The 23,122-nt window shown below is 68.3% G+C and carries 23 protein-coding genes and 1 pseudogene; 9 read left to right on the top strand and 15 right to left on the bottom strand.

Going from position 1 to position 23,122, the window contains the following annotated elements:
* Positions 1-37 precede the first annotated feature (37 nt).
* The gene (locus tag ABNF93_RS25745; RefSeq protein WP_349330755.1) at positions 38-1,369 is read left to right on the top strand and encodes a M20/M25/M40 family metallo-hydrolase; all 1,332 of its coding nucleotides are present in this window, start codon (positions 38-40) and stop codon (positions 1,367-1,369) included.
* 57 nt (positions 1,370-1,426) lie between these two features.
* Here the strand turns inward: ABNF93_RS25745 and ABNF93_RS25750 are convergent, their stop codons facing one another.
* From ABNF93_RS25750 to argS, 4 genes are all read right to left on the bottom strand, one after another.
* Complete coding sequence (locus ABNF93_RS25750; protein WP_349330756.1) at positions 1,427-2,083, bottom strand: thymidine kinase; 657 nt, start codon at positions 2,081-2,083, stop codon at positions 1,427-1,429.
* Positions 2,084-2,280: 197 nt separating this feature from the next.
* On the bottom strand, positions 2,281-3,396 hold the full coding sequence (locus tag ABNF93_RS25755) for an alkaline phosphatase family protein (RefSeq protein ID WP_349330757.1): 1,116 nt from the start codon (positions 3,394-3,396) through the stop codon (positions 2,281-2,283).
* Positions 3,397-3,987 (bottom strand): DUF5998 family protein, encoded by a 591-nt coding sequence (locus ABNF93_RS25760; protein WP_349330758.1) that lies wholly within the window; start codon positions 3,985-3,987, stop codon positions 3,397-3,399.
* Positions 3,988-4,074: 87 nt separating this feature from the next.
* Positions 4,075-5,805, bottom strand: coding sequence for an arginine--tRNA ligase (gene argS / locus ABNF93_RS25765; RefSeq protein WP_349330759.1), 1,731 nt, complete (start codon positions 5,803-5,805; stop codon positions 4,075-4,077).
* Between the two features lie 122 nt (positions 5,806-5,927).
* Between argS and ABNF93_RS25770 the strand changes: the two genes are divergently transcribed.
* On the top strand, positions 5,928-6,587 hold the full coding sequence (locus ABNF93_RS25770) for an MBL fold metallo-hydrolase (protein WP_349330760.1): 660 nt from the start codon (positions 5,928-5,930) through the stop codon (positions 6,585-6,587).
* Between the two features lie 184 nt (positions 6,588-6,771).
* Here ABNF93_RS25770 and ABNF93_RS25775 read toward each other — a convergent pair whose 3' ends face one another.
* Both ABNF93_RS25775 and ABNF93_RS25780 read right to left on the bottom strand, forming a co-directional pair.
* Positions 6,772-7,305 (bottom strand): hypothetical protein, encoded by a 534-nt coding sequence (locus ABNF93_RS25775; RefSeq protein ID WP_349330761.1) that lies wholly within the window; start codon positions 7,303-7,305, stop codon positions 6,772-6,774.
* Positions 7,302-8,441 carry a helix-turn-helix domain-containing protein gene (locus ABNF93_RS25780; protein ID WP_349330762.1) on the bottom strand — a complete coding sequence of 380 codons (1,140 nt, stop codon included), beginning with the start codon at positions 8,439-8,441 and terminating at the stop codon, positions 7,302-7,304. The genes ABNF93_RS25775 and ABNF93_RS25780 overlap by 4 nt, the downstream gene beginning before the upstream one ends.
* 187 nt (positions 8,442-8,628) lie before the next feature.
* Between ABNF93_RS25780 and ABNF93_RS25785 the strand changes: the two genes are divergently transcribed.
* The 3 genes from ABNF93_RS25785 to ABNF93_RS25795 all read left to right on the top strand — a co-directional run bounded on the left by ABNF93_RS25785 (position 8,629) and on the right by ABNF93_RS25795 (position 11,082).
* Positions 8,629-8,784, top strand: a complete 156-nt coding sequence (locus ABNF93_RS25785) for a hypothetical protein (RefSeq protein WP_349330763.1) — start codon at positions 8,629-8,631, stop codon at positions 8,782-8,784.
* Positions 8,781-10,031: a hypothetical protein gene (locus tag ABNF93_RS25790; RefSeq protein ID WP_349330764.1), complete on the top strand. Its 1,251-nt coding sequence runs from the start codon at positions 8,781-8,783 to the stop codon at positions 10,029-10,031. The genes ABNF93_RS25785 and ABNF93_RS25790 overlap by 4 nt, the downstream gene beginning before the upstream one ends.
* Positions 10,032-10,095: 64 nt before the next feature.
* Positions 10,096-11,082, top strand: a complete 987-nt coding sequence (locus ABNF93_RS25795) for a phosphotransferase family protein (RefSeq protein ID WP_349330765.1) — start codon at positions 10,096-10,098, stop codon at positions 11,080-11,082.
* Positions 11,083-11,164: 82 nt separating this feature from the next.
* Here the strand turns inward: ABNF93_RS25795 and ABNF93_RS25800 are convergent, their stop codons facing one another.
* From ABNF93_RS25800 to ABNF93_RS25815, 4 genes are all read right to left on the bottom strand, one after another.
* Positions 11,165-11,791: a maleylpyruvate isomerase N-terminal domain-containing protein gene (locus tag ABNF93_RS25800; protein ID WP_349330766.1), complete on the bottom strand. Its 627-nt coding sequence runs from the start codon at positions 11,789-11,791 to the stop codon at positions 11,165-11,167.
* 84 nt (positions 11,792-11,875) lie between these two features.
* Positions 11,876-13,039, bottom strand: coding sequence for a sigma-70 family RNA polymerase sigma factor (locus ABNF93_RS25805; RefSeq protein ID WP_349330767.1), 1,164 nt, complete (start codon positions 13,037-13,039; stop codon positions 11,876-11,878).
* Between the two features lie 50 nt (positions 13,040-13,089).
* Positions 13,090-15,540 (bottom strand): beta-glucosidase, encoded by a 2,451-nt coding sequence (locus ABNF93_RS25810; protein WP_349330768.1) that lies wholly within the window; start codon positions 15,538-15,540, stop codon positions 13,090-13,092.
* 244 nt (positions 15,541-15,784) lie between these two features.
* A complete protein-coding gene (locus ABNF93_RS25815) occupies positions 15,785-16,525 on the bottom strand; it encodes a LuxR C-terminal-related transcriptional regulator (protein ID WP_349330769.1) in 741 nt (246 codons plus the stop codon).
* Between the two features lie 118 nt (positions 16,526-16,643).
* On the opposite strand from ABNF93_RS25815, the gene ABNF93_RS25820 reads away from it, so the two are divergent.
* Positions 16,644-17,393: an HAD family hydrolase gene (locus ABNF93_RS25820; RefSeq protein ID WP_349330770.1), complete on the top strand. Its 750-nt coding sequence runs from the start codon at positions 16,644-16,646 to the stop codon at positions 17,391-17,393.
* Between the two features lie 46 nt (positions 17,394-17,439).
* Complete coding sequence (locus tag ABNF93_RS25825) at positions 17,440-17,826, top strand: hypothetical protein (protein ID WP_349330771.1); 387 nt, start codon at positions 17,440-17,442, stop codon at positions 17,824-17,826.
* Between the two features lie 42 nt (positions 17,827-17,868).
* Here the strand turns inward: ABNF93_RS25825 and ABNF93_RS35020 are convergent.
* The 3 genes and pseudogenes from ABNF93_RS35020 to ABNF93_RS25835 form a co-directional block, all read right to left on the bottom strand.
* Positions 17,869-17,982, bottom strand: a pseudogene (locus ABNF93_RS35020) (mycothiol transferase); the annotation flags it as partial.
* A gap of 41 nt (positions 17,983-18,023) precedes the next feature.
* Positions 18,024-18,578, bottom strand: coding sequence for an isochorismatase family protein (locus ABNF93_RS25830; protein WP_349330772.1), 555 nt, complete (start codon positions 18,576-18,578; stop codon positions 18,024-18,026).
* Positions 18,579-18,675: 97 nt separating this feature from the next.
* Positions 18,676-19,263, bottom strand: coding sequence for a GNAT family N-acetyltransferase (locus ABNF93_RS25835; protein WP_349330773.1), 588 nt, complete (start codon positions 19,261-19,263; stop codon positions 18,676-18,678).
* A 278-nt stretch (positions 19,264-19,541) separates the two neighbouring features.
* On the opposite strand from ABNF93_RS25835, the gene ABNF93_RS25840 reads away from it, so the two are divergent.
* Positions 19,542-20,108 carry a helix-turn-helix domain-containing protein gene (locus ABNF93_RS25840; protein ID WP_349330774.1) on the top strand — a complete coding sequence of 189 codons (567 nt, stop codon included), beginning with the start codon at positions 19,542-19,544 and terminating at the stop codon, positions 20,106-20,108.
* A 237-nt stretch (positions 20,109-20,345) separates the two neighbouring features.
* Here ABNF93_RS25840 and ABNF93_RS25845 read toward each other — a convergent pair whose 3' ends face one another.
* Positions 20,346-21,014 carry a TetR/AcrR family transcriptional regulator gene (locus ABNF93_RS25845; protein ID WP_349330775.1) on the bottom strand — a complete coding sequence of 223 codons (669 nt, stop codon included), beginning with the start codon at positions 21,012-21,014 and terminating at the stop codon, positions 20,346-20,348.
* A gap of 37 nt (positions 21,015-21,051) precedes the next feature.
* Between ABNF93_RS25845 and ABNF93_RS25850 the strand changes: the two genes are divergently transcribed.
* Positions 21,052-22,263, top strand: a complete 1,212-nt coding sequence (locus tag ABNF93_RS25850; protein ID WP_349330776.1) for an MFS transporter — start codon at positions 21,052-21,054, stop codon at positions 22,261-22,263.
* A gap of 235 nt (positions 22,264-22,498) precedes the next feature.
* Here ABNF93_RS25850 and ABNF93_RS35025 read toward each other — a convergent pair whose 3' ends face one another.
* Entirely contained in the window at positions 22,499-23,110 is a 612-nt protein-coding gene (locus ABNF93_RS35025; RefSeq protein WP_502877626.1) for a maleylpyruvate isomerase N-terminal domain-containing protein, read from the bottom strand.
* Positions 23,111-23,122: the final 12 nt, after the last annotated feature.

The following is a 23,122-nucleotide window of genomic DNA, read 5'->3' on the forward strand; positions in this document are numbered from 1 at the left end:
CCAGACCCCACACACCTCCCAGCCAGGAAGGACCGCTGTGAGCCCAGCCAGTACGCAGGATTCCGGGTCGTCCGGCCACCCCGACGATGGCGTCGAGGAGCTCTGCGCCGAGCTCATCCGGTTCGACACCACCAACCGCGGACCTGGCGACTCCGTGGGCGAGCGCGAGGCGGCTGCGTTCGTCGCCGACACGCTGGCGGCTGCGGGTTATGTACCGAAGACGCTCGAGTCCGCTCCCCGGAGGGCCAACGTCGTCACCCGGATCGCCGGCCGCGACCCCGAGGCCGACGCGCTGCTCGTCCATGCCCACCTCGACGTCGTACCCGCCGATCCGAGTGAGTGGTCCGTGCCGCCGTTCAGCGGAAGGATCCAGGACGGCTACGTGTGGGGCCGGGGTGCGATCGACATGAAGGACATGTGCGCGATGGTCCTGTCCGTGCTGCGGTCGTGGGCGGTCCGGGAGGTGGAGCCGAGGCGCGACATCGTGGTGGCGTTCGTCGCTGACGAGGAGGCACACGGCGATTACGGCGCGAACTGGCTGGTCGACAACCACCCCGACCTGTTCGCCGGGTGTACGGCGGCGATCAGCGAGTCCGGTGGGCATACGTTCCATGTCGACGGCGTACGCCTCTACCCGGTGGCGGCCGGCGAGCGCGGCACCATCCATCTGCGGCTCACCGCACGCGGGCGGGCGGGGCACGGGTCTCGGCCCAACCCCGACAACGCGGTCGTGAAGCTCGCGAAGGCGCTCGGCCGGATTGCGGACCACGAGTGGCCGGTACGCCTCACGCCGACGGTCCAGGCCTACCTCGAACACGCCGGCGCGGCCCTGAACGTCCCCGTCGACCTGACCGACATCGACGGCACCCTCGAACGCCTCGGCCGGGCGAGCCTGCTGGCTGCCGGCACGGTGCGCAACACGGCCACGCCGACCATGCTCGACGCCGGATACAAGATCAACGTGATCCCCGGCACCGCCCACGCCCTGCTCGACGGGCGCGCGTTGCCCGGCACGGAGGAGGAGTTCCTCGCCACCATCGACGAACTGCTCGGCCCCGACGTCAGCCGCGAAACGCTCGACTACACCGAGGCCGTCGCAGCGCCCGTGGACTCGCCGTGGTTCCGGGCCATGGGCGACGCGCTGCGGGCCGAGGATCCCGAGGCGGTCGTCGTGCCGTTCTGCATGGGGGGCGGCACCGACGCGAAGGCGTTCGCCCGGCTCGGCATCGCCGGCTACGGCTTCTCGCCGCTGCGCCTGCCGCCCGACTATGCGTTCCGGGGAATGGCGCACGGGGTCGACGAACGCGTGCCGGTCGACGGGCTGCGGTTCGGGGCGCGGGTGCTGGACCGGTTCCTGCAGGAGTGCTGAGCTGGCGCGGACGTTCCTGCGTACGGGGCCGTCGCGCGTTTCCCGGTCGTCGTTGGGTCAGCTGCTGGTGCCGAACGGAAGGACGTCGGGCGACAGCGATCCTGAGTTGCCGACGTGCGCAGTCACCTTCCGCCGGTGGTGGCGCCGGCACAGCACTTCGTAGCCGAGGTCGAGCGCCCGCACCTCGTCGGTGTCGCCGATCACCACCTGCTCGCCCTCGGTGACCATGACGCCGCCGACGGTGCGCGCGTTGTGGGTGCCGGGCCGGCCGCACCAGCACAGCGACCTCACCTGCAGGGCCTCTACCCGGTCGGCCAGCTCCACCAGGCGTTGGCTGCCTTCGAACAGCCGGGTCCGGAAGTCGGTCAAGATCCCGAACGCGTAGACGTCGACGCTCAACTCGTCGACGATGCGGCCGAGCTGCTCGATCTGCTCACCCGAGTAGAACTGTGCCTCGTCGCAGATCAGGTAGTCGATCCGCGCGCCCGCGGTCATCTCCCCCACCACCAGGCGCTGCAGGTTGAGATCAGCCTTGACCTCGATCGCCGGCACGGTCAGTCCGAGGCGGCTGGACAGCGTCGCCTGCCCGGCCCTGTCATGGCAGGTGAACAGACGCCCAGCAAGCCCACGCTGACGCGCGTTGTAGTCCAGCTGGAGGGCGAGTGTGGACTTGCCGCAGTCCATCGTTCCGGTGAAGAAGACGAGTTCGGCCACGGCGAGCCATCCTTGCAAACTCAGGTTGCGAGACACGCCGTGATCGACTCGTGGTCGAAAAGGGTGGGCTACCTCACACCCGTGCCACCGACGCGCCGGACGTGAATGATCACGCTTACCTGGCAAGTACCAACGATGCACGGCAAATTTGCGTGTGTCGTGGGAAATGATCACGTATGCGTGATCATTCCCACGGATCAGGCGGCGACGAGGAGGGGTACCAGCATCTCGTCGGCGGTGAGTGAGCCGTGCCAGCCGAGCAGGCTCGCCTCCATGGGAAACTCGGCGGCACATTCCACGGCGACATCGCCGAGCGAAGCGATCACGACATCACCCAGGCGCGGCAGCACCCGTTCGTCCACGGGACCGAACCAGCCCTGGGTCACGGCCTCGTCCCGGGTGAGCACCATCGCGTCGGGCCCGAGCCGTTCGCGCCAGGCCGCCACCACGTCGTCGGTCGCCCCAGGCTCGGTGTAGAGGTAGCGCAACCGTGGATCACCGCCGACGAGGTAGACCCCCGCACGGAGTCGCGGGTCGCTGTCGACGTCGACCCGTCGGTCGAAGGGTACGTCGAGCATGCCGTGGTCGCCGGTGATGAGCAGGGTCGCGTCGGCGGGTAACGCCGCACGGAGTCGCGCGACGAAGGCGTCGGTCGCTGACAGCTGGTGCCTCCAGGCCGGCGAGTGGCAGCCGTCCCGATGGCCGGTCCAGTCGAGGCTTCCTTCGTACAGGTAGACCAGGCTGCGCTGGCCGCGGGCGGACGCCTCCGCGGTGTATGCGATCCGCTGCCCGGCACTGTCGGCCGCCACGAACTCGCCACCGCGGAGCCCCGCCACGGTGAGGCCCGAGCCGCGAAACGCCTTGGGTGACACCGATGTCACCGCGACGCCGGCTCGTTCGGCCTGCTCGAAAAGGGTGGCGTGCGGCTGCCAGAGCAGTGGCTCGACGGTGGTGTTCCAGCGCAGCGTGTTGAGGAGGTGGTCGGTGCCCGGCACCAGCATCGTGTAGCCGACCACCCCGTGCTCACCGGGCGGGCGCCCGGTGCCGAAACTGACCAGGCTCGTCGAGGTCGTGGACGGCACCGGCGCGGTCAGCGGCCGCCCGCCCTGGTCGGCGAGCCCGGCGAGGTACGGCGCCTCGGTGGCGTAGGTCCGCAGCAGGTTCCAGCCGAGTCCGTCGATGAGGAGGACGACGTACCGCCTCGCCGGCGGCAGCCCGAGCAGGTTCCGCGCGCTGTCGACCTCCAGACCCGCCATCGCGGCCGCGACGAGATCAGAGAGGGCGGCCTCGCCGTACTTCGGGAGGACCAGCATTCACCGGACCGACGGGCGCCGGGACACGCTCGACAGTTCCTGCGCGAACCCGAGCAGGCGCCCGACGGCGTCGCCACCCTCGGCGGCCGAGCTGACCTGGACCGTCACGTCGTCGGAAGAGAACGTGCCGCTGTAGCCGTGGTCGGCCTCGCAGTTGGGGTCGGCGCAGGCGGCCGGCTCCAGCTCCAGACGTCCCATCGCTCCCCACCCGACAGTGAGGATCGCCGAGTGCACGGCCCCGCCTGGTTCGTACGCCGCCGGGTTGGCGACCACGCGGCTCACCACGACCGAGCTCACCCGGTCGATGGGTACCGCCTCGGTCGACGCCGTGGCGTAAGGCGTCGGCAGGCTGTCGTCGGCGGGGTGTTCGTCGGTGTGGCCCACGATGAGCCGCGTCGGGGTGAGGACCAGCACGGTGATGTGGCGGGTCACCTCGTCGCGGGTGAACGTCGGCTCGTGGTGGACGAAGTACGACAGCACCCGCTCGCCGGCGAGGCAGGTCTCCAGCGCGTCGGCGACGACATCCGGGTAGTAACCGCTCCGGTCGATCGCGGCGCGAAGCTCGACTGTCGTGCTCACGGACTCACTCATGACTGTCATCCTTCCACGCCGAGCGTCCACTCGGTCGGCGACCGCGCTGTGGCGGCACCGAGTGACCAGCGCCGCAACAGGGGGCTCCTACATGCGGTCGGGAGCCGAGATGCCCAGGACGGAGAGCCCGGTGGCGAGGACCCGCCCGGTCACGTCGCAGAGGACGAGCCGGCTGGTCTTCGTCTTCTCGTCCTCGGCACGCAGAACCGGACAGTGTTCGTAGAACGCCGTGAACGCCGTGGCCAGGTCGAAGAGGTACCCACAGATCCGGTGCAGCTCGACGCCTTCAGCCGCCTTGTGCAGCACGCCCTCGAACTCGGCGAGCCGCAGCGCGAGCCGGTGCTCCTCCGGGGCGGTGAGCACGACCTCGGAGCCCTTGATGCTCGCCGGGTCGATCTCGCCGCGCCGGAACACCGACAGGATCCGCGCACGGGCGTACTGGAGATACGGCGCCGTGTTGCCGTCGAAGGACAGCATCCGGTCCCAGTCGAAGACGTAATCCTTGATCCGGTCATTGGACAGATCGGCGTACTTGAGGGCACCGATGCCCACGATCTGCGCGACCTCCTGCTGTTCGGACGCCGACAGGTGCGGGGCCTTGTCGGCGACGATCGCGGTGGCTCGGCGCACTGCTTCCTCGATCAAGTCAATGAGCTTGACCGAATCGCCGGCACGCGTTCTGAGCCGCTTGCGATCGGGCCCGAGCACAATCCCGAAGCCCTCGAACTCGGCCCGTGCACCTTTGCCCAGCCAACCGGCCTCGCGTCCCGCCTCGAAGACCATCTCGAAGTGGAGTCGCTGGCCCATGTCAGTGATGTAGACCAGCCGTTGCGCACCAAGCTCGCGCACCCGGTACCGGAGAGCAGCAAGGTCCGTGGTGTCGTAACCGAAGCCGCCGTCACTCTTACGAAGGATGAGCGGGAGCGGTCTACCCTCGCGACCATCGAACCCCTCCGGGAAGACACAGAGTGCGCCGTCGCTCTCGACCGCCAGGCCCACCTGCACGAGTTCATCGATGACGGATGACAGCTGATCGTTATAGCTCGACTCCCCCGCGATGTCACCAGGCCGCAGGCGCACATCCAGCCGTTCGTAAACGGCCTCGAAGTAGCGTGCGGACTCCTCGACGAGAAGCCGCCACAGCGCCAACGTCTCTTGGTCTCCGCTCTGGAGGAGCACGACACGGCGCCTGGACCTGTCGGCGAACTCCGGATCAGAGTCGAACGCCCGCCTGGCCGCCTGGTAGAACGCGCCCAGGTCACCGACGGACAGCTCGGCCGCGGCCTCGCCTGCGCCGATGTCGATCATGTGCTCGATCAGCATGCCGTAGGGGGTACCCCAGTCGCCGAGGTGGTTCTGACGTACGACGTCGTGGCCGAGGTACTCGAGGAGCCGGACAAGGGCATCGCCGATGATCGTCGACCGCAGGTGCCCGACGTGCATCTCCTTGGCGACGTTGGGCCCGGAGTAGTCGATGAGCGTCCGCTCGGGCTCGGTCGTCTTCGGGATACCGAGGCGCTCGTCGGCGGCCATCTCCTCGACAAGTCGTGACAGCGCGGAGTCGGCGACCGTGAGGTTGAGGAACCCCGGACCCGCGATCTCAGCCTTTGCGACGAGGTCCTCGATCTTGGCGACGTTGAGGATCGCGGCCGCGATCTCGCGCGGGGGGCGGCGGAGCTTCTTCGCCAGCGGGAGTGCGCCGTCTGCCTGGTAGTCGGCGTGGTCGGAACGCCGGACCGCGGGGTCGGCGTGATCGCCGGCAACCTCGGAGAAGGCACGGGCCAGTCGGTCTGTCAGCAGCTGGGGAAGGTCCGTCACAACACGTAAGGATCTCACGTCCAGTCCACCGAATTGCCGCGGCCGGCCCAGGTGTCGCCGGGCGACACCTGGGCACAGGGCTACCGCGGAGCCGGGTGTCCGGTGCGCTAGCGTGACGAGTTGTGGCGTACGACGGAAAAGTAACGGTTGGCGGACGACCTGCGGTACGGGAGCTCACCGGCCTCGTCCTCACCAAGGTCGCGGTCGGTCCGATGGACAACAACGCTTATCTTCTCCGATGCCGCGAGACCGGCGAGAAGCTCCTCATCGACGCCGCCAACGAAGCGGCAACGCTGCTCGGCCTGCTCGACGCCGACGGTCCGCTGGCGCGTGTGGTCACCACCCACCGGCACGGCGACCACTGGCAGGCGCTCGCCGACGTCGTGGCACACACCGGCGCCCGGACCGCGGCGCACGTCGACGACGCCGAGGGGATCCCGGTACCGACCGACGAGGTCCTACGCGACGGAGACCAGGTGTCGGTGGGCTCGTGCACACTCGAGGTGATCCATCTGGTCGGCCACACGCCGGGTTCGATCACCCTGCTGTACGACGAGCCGGGCGGCCGGCCGCACATCTTCACCGGTGACAGCCTCTTCCCCGGCGGGGTCGGCAACACGCACGGGTCGAAGAAGGACTTCGAGAGCCTCCTGGGCGATGTGGAGCGCAAGCTGTTCGACCACTTGCCGGACGAGACGTGGGTCTATCCGGGTCACGGTGCCGACACCACCCTCGGCGCGGAACGCCCCCACCTCGACGAATGGCGTTCCCGCGGCTGGTGAGATCCCTCGGGCGAGGCTTCGCCCACTTCGCCAGAAGTTGATCAGCGCATGACGGCTCGGACGGTCCTGGCGACCTGTCCGAGTGGTCCCACCGTCGATCGACGACTACCTCGCCTTCAGAGGTGGGCGGGATTCAGAGGTTGGCGGGATTCAGAGGTTGGCGGGATTCAGAGGTTGGCGGGATTCAGAGGTTGGCGGGATGGGAAGGGACGCGGGGGTGGCGGCCGGCGGACAGCATGTCGCGCATGAGCTGATAGCCGTGCGTACGCGAAACAAGGTCGCCCGCGATCGCCTCGCTGATCAGACCTGCGGTGTCGCAGGTGGGTATGCCGGCCAGCCGGGCGTACCGTAACGCCTCCCGGTCGTCACTCACCCAGTGCGAGCCGGCGAACTCGGGCCAAGACTGGATCACGTAACAGGTCTGGGCTTCGCCGAGGTGGCGCAGCGCCTGCCGCGGTGGCCCGCCGAAGACCGCGCGGCGGAGGCGTTCGATCTGGTGGATGTCGTGGGCTTCGGTGATCTCGACGGGCTTGCCGAGCCAACCGTCGCGCCCGATCGTCGCGAGGCACGGGTAGGTCCTTGCCGATCGGTCCGCCTCGAAGGCGATCGCCTCCACCCAGCGACCGCGCCCGGCGAGAGTCTCCTCGAGTAGCGCCAGGCTGTCGACCGCCGCGAAGTTGCAGAGGACGGTGTTGTCGGGGAACCAGTAGGCGGTCACGGAACGAACTCGGGCTCCGGATCGCCGGCGCCCGGTTCAGCCGGCGTCTCGAGGGCCCGCCGCAGGATGTCGACATCGACACCGACGAGGTTGGCGAACGGTCGCAGGGTGGCCTTGCCATCGAGATAGGCCGTGAAGGTGTCCCGGACGAGCGCTGCGGGGAGCCGCGACCGGCGACTCGACTCGATCCAGTCAGCGAACTCACCGCTCCGCCCCACCCGGAACGCGCATGCGGCGGTCGTCAGCGTACGGAACTCTTCCCGAAGCGGGGTCGCGATGAGGCCGAGGGCGTGAAGGCGGTAGGCGAGGGTGCTGGGCGAGACGGAGAGGCGCATGACCAGCGCGGCGAAGTCATCGACCGACAACCCGCCGTCGCTCGGTACAGCGTCGCGCAACGCATCCTCCGGAAGCAGGAACGCGGCGGCGAAGGCGTTGGCGGTGGCCTCGGACGGATGGCGCCGGCGTTCCGGATCCATCACGTCCTTGTCGATCGAGAGGCCCTGGTCGTCGCCGGCCAGCAGGTGGCCCAGCTCGTGAGCGACCGTGAAGCGTTGCCGGGTCGGATACTCGCTCGTCGCCACCAGGATGAGCCGGGTGTGCTGGTCGTGCCAGGCCAGGCCGTCACACCCGGCCGGAATCATGCTCACGGCGACGTCGATGCCGAAGTAGTGCTCGACGACGGACGCGAGATCCCGGGCAAGCGGATCGCCTCCCGCGTCGCGGAGTTGGTCGACGACCCGGGCGGCGAGGCGGGCGCCATTGTCCGCCGGCCGGTCGTGAGCGTCGACCGAACGCACCGTGCCCGATGCCTGCGCATAGCCGAGGAACGCGAGATCCTCCCGCGCCTGCGCCAGGCGGGTCGCCTCGCGAACGCCCGCATCCACTCCACCGTCATGGGAGCTCTCCGCGCGGGCAGCCACCGCGGGCGGGCCGGCCCTCCCGCCGAGAAGCCAGTCGACGGTCACGTCGCCGAGCTCAGCGATGTGAGCGAGGTCCAACGAGGTGAACCGCCGCACACCCGACAGTGACTTGGACATCTTCGACGCGTCCAGCCCCGCTCTGGCGGCGAACGCCGACTGCGTGAGCCCGCTGGACTCGATCAGTGCGCGCACCCGTGTCGCGGTGGAGTCGGCCATGAGATCGAGCCTATGCGTACGTTGCGAAAATCGCAACACGGTCCGCGTGCCCGAGGACGCGTGCGAAACCGGGTCATACTCGACCAATGGCTGGCGACTCCGCGCGGATCGAGCGACTGACCGGACTGGCGCGTGTGTGGGGCGAGCTGTACTTCCACCATCCGAGCCTGACCGTTCCAGATGAGCGGTGGGAGGACCTGCTGGTGGCCGGTTCCAGAACCTCGGCATCCACCCCGACATCCTCGTCGCGCCAACGCCAGAGGGAATCGCCGCCGGCCGGGACGACGTGCTGGAGGCCGCCATCGCCGCCTTGCGGCAGTCACGATTGGACGTGCGGCCATGACACGCTTCGCCGACCTCGTCTCCACCGCACGAGCCTGTCTCGTTGCCGATGACGGTGACCTGTGGGGCATCTCGCTCGCGGACGTCTCGTGGATGGGCATCGAGGACGACCGCATCCTGCTCACCGCCGATCCGTGCCGACCGGGCTACGCACCTGACGGTCAAGGCCTGTGGTCGGGCCCACGGCCGCCGGACTTCGCACTCGGAAGTACCTCGCTCGAGTGGGCGGGTAGGCGATGGGCGGCCAGCGAGTTCTCCTTCCACGACACCGATAAGGCGGCCGTGCGCGAGTTGCTCCACGAAGCGTGGCACGTAGTGGTGCAACCGCAACTCTTCTCCGACATCACCTCGATCGAGACCACCGGCGTCCCTGGAGCCGACCTGCTCGACACCGCGAACGGGCGGACCTGGTTACGACTCGAAAGCGTCGCCCTCTCCCGTGCTCTCGCGCTCGTGGGAACGAACGACGAGTGGCGATCCGCGGCGGCCGATGCTCTGCTGTTCCGCCGTCGTCGAGGTCTGCATGCGACGGCGGCAGAGGCGATGCGCGAACAGAACCTCGACATCGCCGAAGGAATGGCGGAGTACACCGGCTGGCGGCTCTCGGGCGCTTCACCGCAGGCGTTGGCCGAGCATGTGCAGGACCTTCCTGACGGTGACGAGGTGTCGTGGGTACGCAGCTTTCCGTACCACACCGGACCTGCGTACGGATATCTTCTCGACGCGACCGGCAGCGAACGGCGACGTCGGCTGCAGGTCGTCAAGGACCTCCAGGCGCTGCTGACCGAGACGGTTGAGAACCACGACCTGGCCGCCGCCGAAACGCGTGGAGAAGCGTACGGACTCGAGGGTGTACGACGACTCGAAGCCGCCCGTGAGAAGCGGCAGCAAGCCAAGGTCGACGTGCTCAGGAAGCGGTTCGCGGCATCGAGAGTGCTACGAATCCGCTGGCAGCGGAACGGGCTGACGTTCCGTCCGGGCCAGGTCACACCCCTCGACATCGGCACCGTCTATCGCCACGTCGCCTGGCGCTCACCGGATGGTTGCGAACTCGTCGCACCAGGCGGCGCGCTCCTCACGCCCGACTGGTCCGAGATCTGGGTGCCGCTCGATGCCTCGACCCTTCCGGACGGATCCCCGCCGTCCCTTCCCACCACGTTGAACGGCGACGGCTGGACCCTCCGGGTGACAGATGTCTGGCGGCTCCGGCCGGACGGCGACGCGTGGCGGGTCGAACCCATGCCGTGAGCCGATCGGGAGATGTCCGGTTTGGGCATTTACTTCGAAAAGGGACATCCGTACGGTTACCGCCATGCATGAAGGGCCCAGATACCTGCCCGTGCTCGCCCGCAAGCCCGACGTCGACCAGGCTGCTCTTGACGCCCTCGTCGCCAGGGCGTTCGGCACCACGGTGCCTGTCTCCTGTCAGCGCACACCTGACGGCCTCCGTACCCAGGTCTACCGTCTGCGCCGCGACCGCGAGACGTTCTATCTCCGGCTCGCGGAGGAGGCCGATGAGAATCTCGAGGCGGAGGCGGAGCTCTTCCGCCAGCTCCGCCAGCTGGGTGTCCGGGTTCCCGAGCCGGTCCACGTCGAGCCGTTCGACCCCGCGCTCGGGCGCTCTGTCCTCATCACCACCGAGATCCACGGCGTCCCCCTCGAACAGGTCTCGGTCCGGTCGGGTGCGACCACGGCACTCCAGGAGGCGGGCGCCGACCTCGCCCGGCTCAACCAGCATCCGGTGAAGGGCTTCGGCTGGATCCAGCGGCGCGGACCCGGGCCGCTACAGGCGCAGCTCGACACCTACGGCAGCTTCGTCATCGACGGCCTTCCGCCACGCCACACATGGCCGGGTCCACTCGCCACCGCCTTCAGCACCGAGACTCTCGACGCCATCGAACGGCTGGTCGAGCAGGAGATCGCCCGCCCCGTGCCGGCCGCCACCCTCGCGCACGGTGACCTCACGCTGGCCCACATCTTCGTCCAGCGTGGTGCGTACACCGGACTCATCGACTTCGGCGAGATCCGAGGTACTGATTCCCTGTTCGACCTCGGGTTCTTCCATCTCAACGCCCCGGAGGTGTTGGGCGTCCCGCTGTTGCCGGTGCTGCTCGAGGGCTACCAGCGGGTCCAGCCGTTGCCGCCCGACCACCTGGAGTCGATCAGGCGGTCGGCGGTGGTACACGGTCTTCCTGAACTGTGTGGCTGGCTCGCTCCCGAACGCGGTATCCCCCGCGACCACCCGGTGGTCGCCGCGCGGGTCAGCCGGATCGCCGAACTGGCTGCCCAGCCCGGTTGAGGACCGGCGCGTGTCCGAAGGCGCCGGCGGCCACCAGCCATTCCGGGCCGGGGCCAGAGCCAGGGAGAGCTGACCGTCCGCGCTAGAAGGCGGCGATCGTCGAGGGCGCGCGTTCGGCCCTGGACAGAGCCCGGATCACCGCCGTCGCACCGTGCCGTCGTACCGCGATCCCGCTCAGCAGATCCACGACCGTCCGCGCCGCCGACTCGGGCACGGGAGGCGTCGGAACTCCCACGCTCACCGCGAGGTCGTCGGAATGGACGACGAGCTCCATCAGCCGGGTCGTCAGGAAGTCGTCGAATGTCAGGTCCCAACCTGCCCGTTCGATGTGGACGACAAGGTCCTCGGGTGCTTCGGCGATCAACGCCCTGACCTCGGCGAGCGCGGCCTCGACCTGGCTGATCAATGTCGAAACGCCTTCTGTGGCGTCGTTCTCGCTGCGCTGGCGGATCCCGACGTTCACCTCGTGCGACGCGTCCTTGCCGACCCAGGCGGCCCGGGCGTAGTTCTCCGCGAGCGAGATCGCCGGACCGGAGGACGGTGTCGTCTGCGGGACATGGAAGATCTGGTTGGCCAGATGGAACGCGAGCCCTCCGACGCTGAAGTCCTCGAGCGCACTCGGTCCGTCCCACTTCGACGCGACCGCCAAATCCTTCAGCAACGCCACGGCCGAGTCGGCAACGGCCAGATAGTCGCTACGTACTCCCATCACACCCGCCTTTTTCGTCGCACGGCAGCTTCCCATGGTGCCGTACGCCCGAACCGTGCCGGACACGAGGAGGCGGCGGGAGTCTCACTGCGTTGAGGCGATCTGATGGAGGCGGAGCGCGACCCGCTGGAGCTCGACGTTCGTGTCGAGGACCTCGACGTCCACGTCCTGGCCGACCTGAAGGACCTCGCCCGGATGGTCGACCGACCGCCCCAGCTCCGACACGTGCACCAGTCCATGCAGGCCACCGATGTCCACGAACGCACCGAACGGTACGAGCGAGTGCACCCGTCCCGACCGCAGCTCGCCGGGCCGAATCCCGGCCACGAGCCGGTGGCGTCGGGCGTACTCCTCCTCCTCGTCCACACCACTCATCACCCGCGCCACGACCATGCGTTCGCGGTCCAGGTCGACTTCGGCGACCACGCAGTCGACGTCCTCGCCCACGAGCGCGGACAGGTCGTCGTCGCCAATCGGCCTGTGGCGTCGTCCGCGCATGACAAGGACGGCGGGGATTCCGACGTCGACGCTCCACCCCCACTCGCCGGGCAGTACCCCGGTCACGTGCGCTTCGAGAACGGTGTCGGTGCCCTGCAGCTCCACTGCCTCCTGCAACGAACTGATCTTCATGCGTCCTCCTTCGACGAGTTCCGTGATCCCTGCTATCGCCGGCTGCAACTCGGCCAGGTGGGTCCGAAGGCCGGCGAGACCGCGATGGACATGTCTCGCCACGGTTCCCGTGCTGACGCCGAGCGCCTGGGCGGTCTCGACCTGGCTGAGGCCGGCGAGATACCGCAGGGTGATCGCCTCCTGCTGGCGGCGTGGCAACCCGCGCATCGCGTCGATGAGGACCAGTCGGGTGGTGGCGGCGTCCTGCTCGTCCACCTGGCCCGGTGACGATCCGAGGGTCTCGAGCTCGAAGGGCGACGCCTCGGTCACTCTCTCCAGGTTCGCCCGCCGGCGTACGACGTCGATGGCCAGGTTGGTGGTGACCCTCAGGACCCATGCGGTGCGGTGGCCGGCGGAGGTGTTGATCCGGTCCCAGGCCGCGTACGCACGAGTCAGGGCCTCCGCCGCCACATCCTCGGCCGATGCCTGGTCGGTGAGGATCCGGCGGGCCAGGCGTACCGCCCGCGGGAACAGGTCCGGAAAGGCTCCCGTAAAACTCCGAATGTGCCCTTCGTCGTAGTCGTCGCTCGGCATGTCCATCACGTTGTACACGTACGAAGGACCCGGAGCGATGACCATCCCGGGACGGTTGTTGTCCGGGTTTCTCCGACCCAAGCGGGTCCGCGTTTCTAGGACCCGAGCGCCAGCGGTGCGGTGACCCGGACGTCGGCGGCGTTTCTGCCGACCTCCACCCGGTAGGTTCCGGGCACGAGTGTCCAGCCGTCGTCCCAGACCTCGGCGGCCCGGCGAGGCACGGTGACGGTCACCTCGGCGGCTTCTCCCGGCGCCGCGCTGACGCTCGCGAAACCGGTGAGCCAGCGGGCGGGCCGCTCGGGTTCGGGCGCCTCGGCCGCGAGGTAGACCTGGACGACCTCCCGGCCGGCCCGGGTGCCGGTGTTGCGGACGCCGACTGTCACCTCGGCGAGATCCGGATCGCTCGCCGGTCGTACGTCGATGGTGTCGTACGACCAGTCGGTGTAACCGAGACCGTGCCCGAACCAGTACGCCGGGGCGGGGCCCTCCCGGCGTTGCCATGCGCGGTATCCGATGAAGATCCCTTCGTCGTACGCCAGCACACCGGCGACCGGCTCGACGTCGAGGATGGGGCAATCGGCCGCGGCCACCGGCCAGGTGGTCGGCAGCCGCCCGCCGGGCTCGGCGACTCCCGTGAGTACGTCGGCCAGGGCCGCGCCGGCCTCCTGGCCCGGGAACCAGACCAGCAGGACGGCCGCCACCTCGTCGCGCCACGGCATCTCCACCGGCGAGCCGGCGTTGACGACGACCACCGTGCGTGCGTTGGCGGCCGCGACCTTCCGGACCAGCTCGTCCTGACGTCCGGGGAGCGCGAGGCTCGACCGGTCGAAACCCTCCGACTCGACCTCCTCGGTCGTTCCCACCACGACGATCGCGACGTCCGCGGTTCCGGCAGCCGCAGCGGCCTGCTCGATCAGCGCGTCCGCCGGAGGCGTCGGAGTGGCATGGCCGAGCCGGAACGTGATGAACGCACCCTCGTCGCGGTCCTCGGCACGGGCGACCCGGTGGGTCAGCGACACCTGGACCGGACGTCCGGACGAGAGGTCGACGTCGAAGCGCAGCTCCGGCGGGTTCAGTAGCGCCGCGCCAGGATCGTCGCTGTCGGCCTCCAGCCGGCCGGCGAACCGCTCCACACCGTCGACGACGAGCCGGTAGTCCCCCACACCGGCGATCCCGAACCGGTGGGTGCCAGCGATGGCTGGTGTGAACTCGCCCGCGACCTCGACGCTGTCCAGGGCCGCGAGGTCTACTCCGTCCGGCAGGTCGCCCAGCCAGCGGGCAGAGCCGTCCTGGAGCGGTTGCGTACCGAGGACCGTGCCGTCGGCGGCCCGGAACACCGCGTGCAGCCCGAAGTCGCCGGCCGCGGGAGCGAGCTTGGTCCGCGGATCCGCGCCGACGGCGTACGTCACCTCGGGCAGGACCGCCCGGAGACCGTCGAGCGGCGAGACGACCCGCTCCGGGAACACCTGTGCCGAACCACCGCCGAGGACGCGCGCCTCGGCCGCGGCCGCACCGATGACCGCCACTCGCGTGAGCCGGCCCGGGTCCAGCGGGAGCAGGCCGTCGTTACGGAGCAGGACGAACGACCGGCTCGCCGCCTCACGCGCGAGGCCCTCGCCGTCGACCGGTTCCGGGAGCGCTTCGGGCGCCACGACAGGTCCCGCGCCCGCGAGCAGACCCACCCGCGCCGCCAGCCGCAGCACCCGGCGGCAGGCCTCGTCGACGACGGTCAGGGGCACCCTGCCCTCCTCGACGGCGCGCGCCAGTGCCTCGCCGAAGACGGTCCGCGGCCCGGGCATCGCGACGTCCAAACCACCGAGCGCCGCACCCACGGTGTCGCGGGCCGCGGTCCAGTCGGAGACATTCACCCCGTCGAAGCCCCATTCGCCCTTCAGCACGCCGTTCACCAGCCCGTCGTGCTCGGTCATCGTCGTGCCGTCGACCTTGTTGTATGCCGTCATCACACCCCAGGCGCCGGCCTCGCGCACGATCGCCTCGAACGGCGCGAGGTAGAGCTCGCGCAGCGCCCGGTCCGACGCGCGCACGTCGACGGTGAACCGGTCGGTCTCGGAGTCGTTCGCCACATAGTGCTTGACGGTCACACCGACGCCGCCGTCCTGCACACCCGCGACGTAGCCCACCCCGATCCGGCCGGTGAGGAACGGATCCTCGGAGTACGCCTCGAAATGCCGACCACCGCGCGGGCTCCGGTGCAGGTTGACCGTCGGCGCCAGCAGCAGGTGCACGCCCTTGCGGCGCGCCTCCTGGGCGAGCAGCCGCCCGACACGCCGGGCCAGCTCCGGATCCCAGGTCGCCGCGAGCGCGGTGGGGCTGGGCAGCGCGATCGACGGGTCGTCGGGCGTCCACCGGGTTCCGCGTACGCCGATCGGCCCGTCGGACATCACCAGCGACTTCAACCCGATCTCGGGCACAGCCGGGAGCGACCAGACGTCCTTGCCGGCAAGCAGGCTCGCCTTCGTCGCGAGGTCCAGGCGCGCGAGCGCCTTGTCAACGGCGGACTCGATCTCCATGGCCTCGATCTGCATGACGTGGACTCCTTCTGGGACGCGGGCCTTCGAGTATGGCCGGCCCTGGGGTCACGTCACCAGGGGCGCCGGACGTAGGACAGTCCAACCGGGTAAGGGATCGACGGGTTCGAACGGGTTGTCGCCAATGCCTGATCCGATGCCGTCCCGAGGCCAACGTTCTGAATGTCAGCCGGACGACGACCGCGCTCCAGGTGTTTCTCCCAAACAGGAGGAACCCAGCTCCGTCCACGTCAGGGACTGCTCAGCTGCCAGGCAGGTCTCCGCCGAAGGTGAGAACCCGACCGTCGCAGTCCCTGAGCTGGAACTCGCGCAGGCCGTAGTACCGGTCGTGCAGGTCCTGCAGGAAGGTCACGCGGGCCGCCTTCGCATAGGCGTACAACGCCTCGACGTCCTCGACCCAGAAGTACGCGTCGCAGGACATCTTCTTGAAGTCCTGGTTGGAGTGCACGCCCCTGCCGCGCTCCGTCGTCCGCCCCAGCATCACCCGCTGGCCGTCGCGGTGCAGGATCGCGAAGACGGGCTCACCGAGGCTCTCGTGCATTCGGCCATGCGCGTGGTCCTCGCGGAGGTAGTCGCCGATGTCGAAACCCAGGTGGTCGCGGTACCACTCGGCGGTCCTCGCCACGTCGTCGACGAGGAACATCGGTGCGATCCCGGTGAGCGTGCCTGGTGCGGTCGTGGTGGCCATCTTCTGTCTCCTCTCGGCCCGGGCGAGGTCGATCCCGGGCCCTGGCTCGTCCCCGAGTGGTCGGCCGGACCAGCGCTGCAGGGCTGCCCGGTCGGTGAGCTGCAGCTTCCCGACGATGTTCGCGACGTGGTACTTCACGGTGTCGACGCGACATCCGCGGATCTGGGCGATCTCGGCGTTACCTAGCCCTTCCCGGACCTTCAGCAGGACCGCCCACTCGGTGGGCGTCAGCACGTCAGGGTGCGGCGGGCGGCCACGTGGCCGGGGCTCCCGACGGTTGTCGCGCGCTGCCATGCCCGGAGCCTAGGTGGCCCGCCCGGGCAATTACCTCCCCCTCGACGCCCGGGGCATCCGAGGGCGCCTCCGCGGGTCGTCGACCACGTCGGACCTACGACAACCCAGAATGGTCGTCGTGGAGAGATCTGAGGTGCAGGACGGTGACGGCCCGGCTGAACCGCGACCCATGCCGGCGTTCGAGGCCCCGGTTTTCGAGGCCCTGGTGTTCGACTTCGACGGGCTCATCCTCGACACCGAGGTACCGGAGTTCCAGGCGTGGCAGGAGATCTTCGCCGCCCATGACGCCGTACTGGAGATCGAGATCTGGGCGCAGTGCATCGGCAGCTCCGATCACGGCTGGGATCCGTACGCCCATCTCGCCGACCTGAGCGGCCGAAGCGTCGACCGGACAGCCATCCGTACCGCCAAGCGGGCCCGCGTCCACGAGCTGATCGCGGCCAACCCGATCCTGCCCGGCGTGGAGGCGTATCTCCGGGACGCGCGAGAACACGGCCTCAAGATCGGGTTGGCGTCCAGCTCCCCGCTGAGCTGGGTCGACGGGCACCTGCGCCGGCTCGGCCTGACCGAGCACTTCGACACCGTCAAGACGTCCGAGGACGTACGCAGGACCAAGCCGGACCCGGCGCTCTACCAGGTCGCCGTCGAGGCACTCGGCGTCGCGCCGGAGCGGGCGATCGCCCTGGAAGACTCCCCCAACGGACTGGCGGCGGCGAGGGCGGCCGGACTGTCCTGCGTCGTCGTCCCCAACGCGATGACAAGGCAGCTCCCCCTCCACGACGCCGACATGGTGCTGACCTCCATGGCCGACATGCCGCTGGTCGAGCTGCTCCGCGGCGTTGATTCGTCGTCCCGGCGCGGGTTCTGAGCTGTCGCCCGTCGACGAGCCAGCGTTCGGGTGAACGAGGGTGGCAGTGTCCAAGCGTTCCGACAGCGGAGCGTTGCGATGGCTCACAATGCTCACCCCATCGCGTTGGGTCGAGGGCATGCTTGCCGTGCGTCACGCCCGCTTCAAGTTCTTGGAGCACGGCCGGGCCGTCGCTGAGGGGATGAATGTGTGGAGTGCCGGGGATATACACGCCTTGCTCAATGAGCGTTTCGATCTCATCGAGCAGACCTCGGTAGATGGAAGGCGCCGCGGTCGCCAATGCGCCTATGTGCGGTCCCTTGACCTGTACCTGGTGGGCGAAGACCAGGTCGTGGGTCGTGAGGCTGGCCTCTCCGGATGCCGAACCGAAGACGACGACGCGTCCGGTGAAGGGCTTGGTCACGGACAGGCTGGTCGCGAAGGTGACCGCTGAGTTCCAGTCCCAGTCCTCCTCGGCTTCGGCCGGATCCCACGGCAGGTCGGGTTTACGACCTTGAGCGTCCGCGGTCCAGCACTCCTCGACTGAGGCCATGTGCTTGATCAAGCCGGCCAGGGTCGTCTTCGACGGTGGATGCCGTCGGCGCAGCATGCCGGTTCGTTTGACAGTCGGCTCGCTCCGATGCCGGCCCTTCAGCCGCTGAACGTCACGTCCTTTGTTTCCGTGACTCCGGCAGTGCGGCCGGGCGCCGAGTGGTTCTGCCAATAGAGGTTCGTATGCGAGATGACCTTGTCCGGCGGTGGAGCACCCCACGGGCTCAGATCCTCCGTTGTGTGCGCGTCGCCGACGAGAGTCACGTCGTAGCCACGTACAAAGGCGCCGTGGATCGTAGACCGGATGCACTCGTCCGTCTGCGCTCCTGTCACGACCAGGCGTCCGACACCAGCCTTGGCCAGTACGTCCTCGAGGTCGGTGTCTTCGAAGGAATCGGCGAATGTCTTGTGCACCAACGGTTCTGGCTCCTGGCGCGTCAGCTCCGAGACGTACGCCCAGGAGTCACTGCCCTTCCTCATCTGCTCGGAGGAGTGCTGAACCCACACGATGGCGACGCCCTCTTCGCGAGCCCGGTCGACGAGTGTGCCGATGTTGGCGACGACGCTGTCGCGCTCGTACGCATCGGCCACCACGCCGTTCTGGACGTCGATCACCATCAAAGCGGTGTTGGGTCGATCTGACAGGGTGGTCATAGCGATCTCCTTGCTCGTCGAACGGGCTCTGGCCAGATGGATAACTGTGGGCGGATCCGGATGCTCGGGCCGGGGCCTGGTGTGACCTCGACGGAGGTCAGGCGGGGTCGAGGACGCGGGTGACGATCCATGCGTGCTTGCCGACCTGGCGTACGCGCTGGAATCCGTTCTGCTCGAACAGCTCGACCGTCGCGTTGAACAGGAACCGGCCATGCGCCGTGCGCCCGGTGGTCACCTCAGGGATCGCCTCGACGAGCCCTCCGCCTGCCCGCGCGATCTGGTCGAGCGCCCCTTCGAGGGCGGCCCGGGCGACGCCCTGCTGGCGGTGACGCTTGTCGACGTAGAAACAGCTGATGCGCCAGTCTGGCCGCGGTGGTGGATCCTGCTCATACGCGCGCCGGTGACTGATTCCCGGCAGCTCTTCGAGGCTGCCGTAACGCGCCCAACCTTGGGCAACGCCTTCGGCATCGAATACCAGCGCGGCATGGGCTCGGCCCGTGCGTACGCGCTCTTCCTTCGCGGCGCGTTTGTCCAGGCCTTCCTGCGCGGCCTCGGGGTGACCGCCCATGCACCAGCATCCGCCGAATACCCCACCGTTACGCTCGACCAACTCCGCGAAGGCATCCCATGTCGACGCATCGAGCGGGCGGACGGTGTATGGCTTGGCCGCCGTCCTGTCAGGCATTCGGCACCTCATCCGAGGTCAGGCAGCGTTTCGCCGGGTGCGGCCGACGTCCGGCGCACTCGATCCTCGACGCCGCCGGTTCCCAGGAAGACCCTCCAACGTGTTCCACATCCACGACAACCATGTCCAGCCTCGATTCCCATCCGCCCTCGCCGGTCACGAGATCCCTCGCCTGGCGCTTATCGCGTGTAGTTGATCGTTTCGTGCCGCGACGCGTAGCCTGGCCGCGAAACTAATCCAGATATTTCGAGCAGTCACAGTAGCGGAGTAATCGAGAAATGTCGACCAGTCAGCAGGTGCCGGACTACGAGCTCGACGACGTGCGCATCGTCACGTCCACCCAGGAGCTCAAGGCGATGTTCGACTCCTTCCGCGGCACCCTGCTCGAACTACTGCTCGAGAGGGCGGCCTCGGTGCAAGAACTAGCCTCTGCGGTAAAGCGCCCAAAGAGCACGGTCGCCTATCACGTCGATCTCCTGACCGACGCCGGGATGCTCAAGGTCGTACGAACGCGCACCATCCGGGGACAAGAGGAACGCTTCTACGGGAGAACCGCACGAGTCTTCTACGTCGGCCAGATCACGCCTGAACAGACCGAGCTGATCCCTAACCGAATGGCCGAGTGGGCAGCCGAGGCCGCTCCCGCTCACATCGACGACAATCTCCGCGCGATCAAGCGCTACGCCTGGATCGACGACGCAGACGCCGAGGAGTTCTACCGCCGCGTCCTGGACCTGGTCAACGAGTTCGCGCAGTTGCCCAGACGAAATCCAGGCAAGGCCCACGCATTCATGGTTGCGCTCTACCCGACCGAGCATCCCCGACTCCCGGAGCCCCAGAACTAACCTGGGCTGTGCGTATGGGATCGGCTCCGGTCGAAACGCTGCTCCTGCACAGTACGGAAGTCGCTTGTTCTGATGCTGCCAGCGGTGTGGACGACAAGCTCGGCACGATTCCACGGCGGGCAGTTCGTCTGCCACTCGCAATCGCTCGGTTGACGTGCTCGCCGTCGTAGAAGGTCTCACTGGCTGCCTTGAGCGGCTGTAGGTGTTCGGTGGCGATCCTCGTACGGACAGATCGAGTCAAGGATCTTCGCTACGCCGATCCTTTCTTGCAAGGGACTGCACCAGCATGACGAGGTCGTCCACGTTTTGGTCCAGCTCGTCGTGCCAGCGTTCGGGGGCTCCCCCGGCCGACCGGACGTCAGGAACTCTCAATTCACCGGACGCGAGTGTGGGGTCCACGGCCCAGAAGGCATCAGTCGAGGCGGCTACGGCGTAACCGATCAAGGCCGTGCTGACCATGCGTTCGACGCGCGGCACGGCATCCGGCGGTACCTCAGCCTCGGCCAGCACCTCATACATCGACCGCATCACAGCAATCGCCTCATCGGCCTGGTAGGTGCGGGTGAGCACCATCGGGAAGACGGTCGGGTTGGCTTGGGCGGCATCGAGCAACCCGTGTCCGATCACCCGGAGGCGTTCTGGCCACGGTTTCTCCGGTCCAGGCAGTGCGACGGAGGCGAGGACGCGGCCCACCATGGCGTCGAGGAGTGCCTCCCGGCTAGGGACGTGCCGGTAGATCGCCATGGCCGAGGTACCCATCCGCTTGCCGATCAGCCGCATCGACAGGTTGTCAACGCCGACCTCTTCGGAGATGGCGATCGCAGCGTCGACGATCTCGTCGCGGCGGCTCACTGGCACTCCGCCTGACGGCGCATTCCACGGCTCGGCTTCGCGCGACTCCCGCACGTTTACACCGTACACGTTTACGCCGTAAACTTCCTACGTGACGGTAACGCGACCTCGCCGACGTGCTCCCCTGGCCGCCCTTATGGGCGCCAATCTTGTCTCCACCGTCGGCGGAGCGATGAGTCTGGTCGCCCTCCCATGGTTTGTCTTCCAGACCACCGGTGACACGGCGCTCACCGGCATCGCGGCCACGTGCGAGTTTCTCGCGGTCGCGGCAGCGTCACTGTTCGCCGGGTCGGTCATCCGGCATCTCGGCCCGCGCGGTACCCGCGTCATCTCCGACGTTGTCGCAGGCCTCGCAGTCCTCGCCGTTCCCGTGTTGCACGTGACCACCGGGATCGCCTACCCCCTCCTCCTGGTCCTGGTCGCGGTCAACGGCCTCCTTCGCACCCCCGCCGTCGCCGCCAGCATGGTCATGCTCGCGCAGACGGCACGCCTGGCAGAGACGACGACCGAGACTGTCAGCGGACCGTATCTCGCCTCCCTCGAGCTCGCGAAGGTGATCGGGGTACCCCTCGCCGGCGCCACCATCGCCCTGGTGGGCGCTCCGTGGGCTCTCGTCGTCGATGCCGCGACCTTCCTCGTCTCCGGTCTGGCCATCCAGCTGTTCCTGCCAGCCGAACGCCAACCCCGCCAGGACCACCGACCGTCACTGCTATCAGCAGCCCAGGTGTTGCGGGCAGACCGCGTTCTCGTGCGGCTGATCACGATCATGCTCGCGCTCGCTGTCGCCATGTCCGGTTGGAATAGCGTCCTCGCCCCCGTCTATGGGCAGACAGTTCTCCACAGCGCGCCCCAGCTCGCGGCCATCCTCACCGCGAGCGGGATCGGCGCGATCGCCGGTTCCTCACTCGCAGGCATCCTGGGGCCCCGCCTCGACCGACGGTTGCTGATGGCGACCGCTGTCCTGCTCGCACTCGTGCCACCGTTCATCCTCATCGCGTCCCAGGCACCGGTGCCCGCCGTGGTCGGCGCGATGCTCACGGCCGGCTTCGGCTCCGGACTCTTCTCGGCCACCTTCATCACCATCGAGTACGAGCGCATCCCGCCCGCCGACCAAGGCCACGTGTTCGGCCTCGTTGGCGGGATCGGAACTGCCGGAATTGCCGTCGGCCCACTGCTGGCCGGCGCCCTCCTCACAGTGGCACCACTGAGCGTCGGCGCGGTAGCAATCGCCACAGTCGGCGCAACCGCGGCGGCCGCACTCGCCCTGACCCCAGGTCTGCGCAGGTCACCACCGCTCCAATGACAGATCCGCACTCCGTTTCGGCGAGGAAGTCAGCGACCAGTCGCCACCCCTTATCAACCAGCGTCCACGACCACCAGCACGGCCCTCACCGCCCAGGTGCTGCCCGGAATCGGCGACAGCTCAGTGCTCCGGCGCGGACGTTTAGGGTGCGGAGGCTACGAAAACCCCAAGTCGAGTCAACCAAACGGGACCGCCTCCAGCCACAGGTCGAGCAGCTGGCTGTCGCCGACGATCGCTATTCCGTTGCGACGAACAGGTAGGCGTCGGTAGCAGACAAGGAGGATCGGCCACAGGTCCCCGCACCGAGACCACAGCCGCCTTCGCACGACCACGATGCCATGTGATGACGTCGCCGGTGAGATCGATCGTCCACTCCGCGGACTTCTCTGGTGTGGTGTCGGTGGCATGGAAGTGCAGGTTGCGGCCGGGCCCGAGCAGCTTGCGCCTGCCGGGGTCGATCTCGAAAATCACCGGCATCGCGGTGAGGCGCATCCACTCGTCGATAGCGTCGATCGCCAGGTCGGGGTCGACCGTGTAGGTCATACCGAGCGCAAAGGGCGGCGTCGGCGCGGTGGATGAGCGCCTGTGCCTCGGCCGAGCGATGGGCGCCACCAAGATGCCGAACTAACTGGCCGACATTCCAGTCTGCGCAGCTGGGCGCCTGGACGGTCATGTCGGCGCCTTTGATGTCGGACCGCACTAGCCTCGATCTTTCACGTGCCTGGTGGTGGTGCGGGGTGGCGGTGTTGATCTCTGTGTTGGTGGCTGGTTTTTGATGTGGGTGTGCGTGGTTAACGGCGCTGTGTTCGCCGGTTCTCCGGGTCCTGGTTGTTGGGTCGGGGTTGATGGTTCGGGTCCT

It is taken from the genome of Actinopolymorpha sp. B9G3 (assembly GCF_040120725.1).
Lineage (GTDB): Bacteria > Actinomycetota > Actinomycetes > Propionibacteriales > Actinopolymorphaceae > Thermasporomyces.

Coding starts and splice junctions, on each gene's coding strand:
- ABNF93_RS25760 (WP_349330758.1), bottom strand. CDS start 3,987: ATGAGTGAGTCCGTGAGCACGACAGTCGAGCTTCGCGCCGCGATCGAC.
- ABNF93_RS25830 (WP_349330772.1), bottom strand. CDS start 18,578: ATGACCACCCTGTCAGATCGACCCAACACCGCTTTGATGGTGATCGAC.
- ABNF93_RS25790 (WP_349330764.1), top strand. CDS start 8,781: ATGACACGCTTCGCCGACCTCGTCTCCACCGCACGAGCCTGTCTCGTT.
- ABNF93_RS25805 (WP_349330767.1), bottom strand. CDS start 13,039: ATGGTCATCGCTCCGGGTCCTTCGTACGTGTACAACGTGATGGACATG.
- ABNF93_RS25755 (WP_349330757.1), bottom strand. CDS start 3,396: ATGCTGGTCCTCCCGAAGTACGGCGAGGCCGCCCTCTCTGATCTCGTC.
- ABNF93_RS25795 (WP_349330765.1), top strand. CDS start 10,096: ATGCATGAAGGGCCCAGATACCTGCCCGTGCTCGCCCGCAAGCCCGAC.
- ABNF93_RS25780 (WP_349330762.1), bottom strand. CDS start 8,441: ATGGCCGACTCCACCGCGACACGGGTGCGCGCACTGATCGAGTCCAGC.
- ABNF93_RS25835 (WP_349330773.1), bottom strand. CDS start 19,263: ATGCCTGACAGGACGGCGGCCAAGCCATACACCGTCCGCCCGCTCGAT.
- ABNF93_RS25815 (WP_349330769.1), bottom strand. CDS start 16,525: ATGGCAGCGCGCGACAACCGTCGGGAGCCCCGGCCACGTGGCCGCCCG.
- ABNF93_RS25810 (WP_349330768.1), bottom strand. CDS start 15,540: ATGCAGATCGAGGCCATGGAGATCGAGTCCGCCGTTGACAAGGCGCTC.
- ABNF93_RS25800 (WP_349330766.1), bottom strand. CDS start 11,791: ATGGGAGTACGTAGCGACTATCTGGCCGTTGCCGACTCGGCCGTGGCG.
- ABNF93_RS25840 (WP_349330774.1), top strand. CDS start 19,542: ATGTCGACCAGTCAGCAGGTGCCGGACTACGAGCTCGACGACGTGCGC.